Origin of the sequence: Streptomyces sp. S3(2020) (assembly GCF_013044505.1) — a bacterium.
Taxonomy (GTDB): Bacteria; Actinomycetota; Actinomycetes; order Streptomycetales; family Streptomycetaceae; genus Streptomyces.
The window spans coordinates 1-5305 of record NZ_JABERD010000373.1; the positions used below are offsets into that span (position 1 = coordinate 1).

A 5305-nucleotide genomic window follows, 5' to 3' on the forward strand; every position below is an offset into this window, starting at 1 on the left:
TATGTCTCGGGCGACGCCCTTGACCTACACGCGGGGGTGGGTGGGGAGCGGAAGAGGTGTATAAGAGCCAGCCCCCACATAAAGCACCAGCACCGGCGTCGAATAGATCACCGAAAACGCCGCCAGCTGCCCATAGACAACCATCCCGCGGTTCCCGAAGAACTCATTGATGCTCACGCTCGCCGGCATCTGATCCGGCGTCAGCAGCAGCATGAACGGGACGAAGAAGTTCCCCCACATCATCACGAACGAGAACACCGTCACCACCGCCACCCCCGGCCCCATCAGCGGCAGCACGATCCGTATCAGGGACTGCATCGGCGACGCCCCGTCCGTCCAGGCCGCCTCCTCCAGTTCCTTCGGTACGCCGTCCATGAAGTTCTTCATCAGCCAGATCGCGAAGGGGAGTTGAGAGGCCGCGAAGAAGAAGATCGTGCCCTGCATGGTGTCGATCAGGTTCACCTGTACGAACAACGCGTACACCGGAACCATGATCGCGGTGATCGGCAGGCTCGTCGCGAACAGGATCGTCAGGAGGAAAGGCCTGTTCAGGCGCGACCGGAAGCGCGACAACGGATACGCGGCCAACGCCGAGCACACCACCGTCAGCAACGTGCCCCCGCCACACAACAGCAGACTGTTCAGTAGCGGAGTGAAGGTGATCTCCGGCGTCAGTACCGCGTCGAAGTTGGACAGCGTCACGCCGTCGGGCAGCTTCACCCGGAGGTTGGCGTTCGGGTCGACCGAGGACAGGAGCACCCACGCCAGCGGGAGCATGAACGCGGCGGCCACCACCAGGAGGCCCGCGTCGGCGGCGAGGCGGTGGCTGACGGATCTGCGGGATGCCATGGGTGTCAGACCTCCGTCCGGAGCAGACGCACGTACACCACCGAGAACAGCGAGCCCACCACCAGAAGCAGCAGCGCCACCGCCGTGCCGTAACCGATCATGCTCTTCTGGAACGCCTCCTCGTACATGAAGAGGGGGAGCGTCTGGCTCTTGCCTCCCGGGCCGCCCCTCGTCATCACCCAGATCAGGCCGAAGACCGACAGCGTCTGGAGGGTGATCAGCATCAGGTTCGTGCCGATCGAGCGGCGGATCATCGGGAGGGTGATGTGCCACAGGCGACGCCAGCCGCCCGCGCCGTCGACCTCCGCCGCCTCCGTGATCTCCTTCGGGATCTCGTTCAGGGCTGCCGAATAGACCAGCATCGAGAACGCCGTACCCCGCCACACGTTCGCGAACGACACCGCGAGGATCGGGAGGGTGAACAGCCAGTTCTGGGTGGGGAGATGGAGCCAGTCCAGGATGGCGTTCAGGGTGCCCTCGCGGCGGAAGAAGGCGTAGAGGAGGAAACCGGCGACCACTTCCGGGAGGACCCACGCCGAGATGACCACCGCGCCGACGATCGTGCGCACCGGCTTCGACGCGCGCTGCATCAGCGCCGCCAACGCCAGGCCCAGCGTGTTCTGGCCGATCAGCGCCGACACGACGGTGAAGACCAGCGTCAGCCACACCGCGTTCAGGAACGCCTCGTCGCCGAACGCCGTACGGAAGTTCTCGAAGCCGATGAACGACTCCTGGGCCTGGCCGGTGAGTTGGAGGTCGGTGAAGGCGATGTAGGCGCAGTAGGCGATGGGTCCGCCGAGGAAGAGGAGCAGGAGGACTACGGCGGGGGTGAGAGGGAGAGCCCGGACGACAGGGCGTGAGCTCATTTCTCGATCACTTGGTTGTCGGCCGCTGTTTTGAGCTCCTCGTCGTAGGCCTTCGCTGCCTCCTCCACCGACATGTCGCCCGTCGTCACGCCCTCCATCGCCTCCTGGATCGCCGTGGAGACCTTCGGGTACGCCGGGTAGGCGGGCCGGTAGTGCGTGCTCGCGACGAGGTCCGTGAAGAACTTGATGCCGGGCTGGGCGTCGGCGTACGCGGGGTCCTCGGCGACGTCCTTGCGGACCGCGATGCCGGAGTTGGCGACGTACCACTTCTGGGCGTTGGCCTTCGTCTGCATCGTCTTGATGAAGTCGAAGGCGAGGTCGGGGTTGGCCGCCTTGGACGGGATCGCCCAGGTCCAGCCGCCGGACATGCTCACCTTGCCGGGGGCCTGGCCGTTCTGCGTGGGCATGTACGCGAGGCCCAACTCCTTTGACCACTGCGGCCATTCGTGGCCGCTGCCGGGGAGCCAGTCCTGGGGGAGCCAGGAGCCGTCCAGGTCGATGCCGAGTTTGCCCTTGGGGAGGAGGTCGCCGCGGATGATGGTCTGGATGTTGGGGTCCAGGGCGGTCTCGACGTCCGGGCCGAGCTTGTCCTTGTAGACCGTCTCTACGAAGGCCAGCGCGTCCTGGAAGCCCTGGCCGCCGGAGATCCACTTCTTGGTGGCGGTGTCGTAGAGGGGGTCTGTCGTGCCGTCGTTCGTGCCGTAGAGCAGCATCTCGAAGCCCTGCATCGTGGCCGCCTCACCTGCGGGTTTGCCGGTGTAGACGTTGAGGGGGGTGACGTCGGGGACCTTCTCTTTGATCGTGCGGGCCGCTTCGAGGACGTCGTCCCATGTCTTCGGCTGCCAGTCGGTGGGGAGGCCCGCCTTGGTGAAGATCGCCTTGTCGAACCACAGGCCCCGGGTGTCCGTGCCGTCCGGGACGCCGTACGTCTTCCCGTCCTCGCCCTTCGCCGCGGCCTTCGCGGTGTCGATGAACTGGTTCCAGTCCGGCCACTTGGCGAGGTAGGCGTCGAGGGGCTTCAAGTAGCCGCTGGTGATGTCGGAGTTGATGAGGAACGTGTCCTCGTAGACCAGGTCCGGGGCGGTCTTGGGGGAGCGGAGCATCTGCTGGACCTTGGTGTAGTACTCCGAGTCCGGGGCCTTGATGGGGACGAGCTCGACCTTCTTGCCGGGATTCGCCTTCTCGAACTGCGACTTGATGCCGGCCAGGAACTCGTCCATCACCTTGACGGAGTTGTCGGTGGATTGCTTGAAGGAGACCTTCAGGGTGTCCGGATCGCTTCCGGAGCCGGAGCTGCACGCCGTGAGGGCGGTGGCGGTGAGGGTGGCGGCGAGCAGTGTGGGGAGCACGGAGCGGACGGCGGTGGGGCGCACGGGCATGACCTCCTACGGGCTCACGTGGGGGTGGCCGGGTGGCTGCCCGGTGAACGTAGGGGGAGTGGTCTAGTCAGGTCAATGAGTCTGCGGAGGATTGGCCGTCGGCGGCTTCGGCGGGCCCGGTGAACTCGCCTGCAACGCGGCCGTAGCGACGGGCACCGGCCCATGCACGGACCCGCGCCTACCGCTCCCTGCTCCACCCGCTTGCCCACGAACGCCCCGTCGAACGTGCTGCTCCGGAAGGCGACGACCCCCGCGCCCTCCATCTCGATGGCGGCGGCGTCGTTTGCTGCTGCCGCCCGCAGACGGTGCGAGGCCCGCCACGCCTCCGGTCGTACACGGAAACCCTCGTCCGTCTCCTTGCCCGTGCACCGCGTACACCTTGGTCGTCACCACCACGCCCCCCGACGTGATGTCGCTCTTCAGGCCCCCGGCGACCCCGACGAAGAAGACGGCTTCCGGCTCCAGACGCGTCATCACCCGCTCCGTGAGCGCGGCGGCTGTCAGATTTCCCTCGCCCAGTTGCACCAGGGCGACCGACCACGGTGTACCCGCCAACACCGCCACAGTGGGTCGAGTCACCCCCTTAAGGTACGACCAAGTGACCTGCGCGGGGATGCCGTTGGGATCGAAGGAGAGCTGATGTCGGAGCGACAGGACGTCACCGTCGGGCAGTTGCTCCTCGCCGAGTACCAGAGCCTCAAGGACGAGCAGAAGACCCGTATCGGATTCCGCGACAACCTCCTCTACGTCACCCTGACCGTCGTCGCCGCGGTCATCGCCGCGACCGCGCAGGCGAAGCGTCCGGACATGCTGCTCGCGCTCCCGCCGGTGTGCGTCGTGCTCGGGTGGACGTATCTCGTCAACGACGAGAAGATCTCCGCGATCGGCAGGCACGTACGGGAGGACATCGGGCCCAGGCTCGCTCAACTCGCGCAGGCGGAGGGCGTGTTCGGATGGGAGATCGCCCATCGTTCCGACTCCCGGCGCCGGTCCCGCAAGGCCATCCAGTGCGGGATCGATCTGCTGGCCTTCTGCCTCGTGCCCTTCGCCGGGCTCACCGTCTACTGGGCGGCCGGTGAGACCAGCGCCGGGCTGCTCTTCCTGTCCGTTCTCGAAGCGCTCGGCGTCATCGGGCTCGGGGTGCAAGTCGTGCTCTACGCGCGGCCGTTCGGCCAACCGGTCAGCGCTGGCCCTTGACCCACCGGTACTGCAACTCGGGCCGGCCCACCGTCCCGTACTGCGGCGCCCGCGCCGCCCGCCCCGCGTCCACGAGGTGTTCCAGGTAGCGGCGGGCGGTGATCCGCGAGATTCCTACGACCTCCGCCAGTCCGGTGGCCGTCAGTCCCTCCCCGGAGTCCCGTAGCGCCACGGTGACCCGCTCCAGCGTCGGCGCGCTCAACCCTTTCGGCAGCGCCGCCGGTCCCGGCGCCCGTAGTGTCGCCAGCGCCCGGTCCACCTCGTCCTGCCCGCTGGCCTCACCCGCCGCCGCGTGGAACTCGGCGTACCGGATCAGCCGGTCCCGCAGGGTGGCGAAGGTGAAGGGTTTCAGGACGTACTGGACGACGCCCAGGGAGACACCCTCCCGTACGACCGTCAGATCCCGTGCCGACGTCACCGCGATCACGTCCGCCTGATGACCGGCGGCGCGCAGGGAGCGGGCGAACTGCAATCCGTGCACGTCCGGCAGGTGCAGGTCGAGCAACAGCAGGTCCACCGGCGTACGGTCCAGCAGGCGCCGCGCCTCCGCCCCGGTGTGCGCCTTGCCCACGGCGGCGAAGCCCTGCACCCGGTTGACGTACATGACGTGCGCGTCGGCGGCGACCGGGTCGTCCTCCACGACCAGGACACGGATGGGCTGCTCACTCGTCATGCGTCGCCTCCAGAAGCGGTACCCCGCGAACCGGCGCCCTCCGGCGCGGGAGCCCCACGCTCGGAGCCCTCCGGTTCGGCACCCTCCGGCCCCGGGGTTCGCGGCTCGATCCCCGCCGGCACGGCACCTGTCGTCGACGCATCTTCGGACACCGTCGCGCCCACCGCACGCCCGGCCCCCACTCCGTCGCCCCGCGAGGCCTCCCGCGCAGCGCCCCCTTCGCTCACCCGAGAGGACACCGGCCCCTCGACCACCGTCTCGCCCCCGGCCTGCCCCGCGCCTCGGGTCACCGCCCCGCTCCCAATACTCCCGATGTTCCCGACGGCCGGCTCGGCCCCGAC

At 68.0% G+C, this 5305-nt stretch carries 6 protein-coding genes; 1 reads left to right on the forward strand and 5 read right to left on the reverse strand.

The genetic code is table 11. The annotated features are described in order from the left end of the window. Nucleotides 1–24: 24 nt before the first annotated feature. The 4 genes from HLK59_RS47865 to HLK59_RS52575 form a co-directional block, all read right to left on the reverse strand. Nucleotides 25–849 carry a carbohydrate ABC transporter permease gene (locus HLK59_RS47865; RefSeq protein WP_171147970.1) on the reverse strand — a complete coding sequence of 275 codons (825 nt, stop codon included), beginning with the start codon at nucleotides 847–849 and terminating at the stop codon, nucleotides 25–27. Nucleotides 850–854: 5 nt separating this feature from the next. Continuing rightward, nucleotides 855–1715, reverse strand: coding sequence for a sugar ABC transporter permease (locus tag HLK59_RS47870; RefSeq protein ID WP_171147971.1), 861 nt, complete (start codon nucleotides 1713–1715; stop codon nucleotides 855–857). After that, nucleotides 1712–3094, reverse strand: a complete 1383-nt coding sequence (locus HLK59_RS47875) for an extracellular solute-binding protein (RefSeq protein ID WP_171147972.1) — start codon at nucleotides 3092–3094, stop codon at nucleotides 1712–1714. Before HLK59_RS47875 ends, HLK59_RS47870 begins: the two co-directional genes overlap by 4 nt. A gap of 72 nt (nucleotides 3095–3166) precedes the next feature. After that, nucleotides 3167–3673, reverse strand: coding sequence for a hypothetical protein (locus HLK59_RS52575; RefSeq protein ID WP_346780000.1), 507 nt, complete (start codon nucleotides 3671–3673; stop codon nucleotides 3167–3169). A 60-nt stretch (nucleotides 3674–3733) separates the two neighbouring features. On the opposite strand from HLK59_RS52575, the gene HLK59_RS47885 reads away from it, so the two are divergent. Next, nucleotides 3734–4291, forward strand: a complete 558-nt coding sequence (locus HLK59_RS47885; RefSeq protein ID WP_171147973.1) for a hypothetical protein — start codon at nucleotides 3734–3736, stop codon at nucleotides 4289–4291. On the opposite strand, the gene HLK59_RS47890 is transcribed toward HLK59_RS47885, so the two are convergent. Further along, nucleotides 4275–4964, reverse strand: coding sequence for a response regulator (locus tag HLK59_RS47890; RefSeq protein ID WP_171147974.1), 690 nt, complete (start codon nucleotides 4962–4964; stop codon nucleotides 4275–4277). The genes HLK59_RS47885 and HLK59_RS47890 overlap by 17 nt on opposite strands. Nucleotides 4965–5305: the final 341 nt, after the last annotated feature.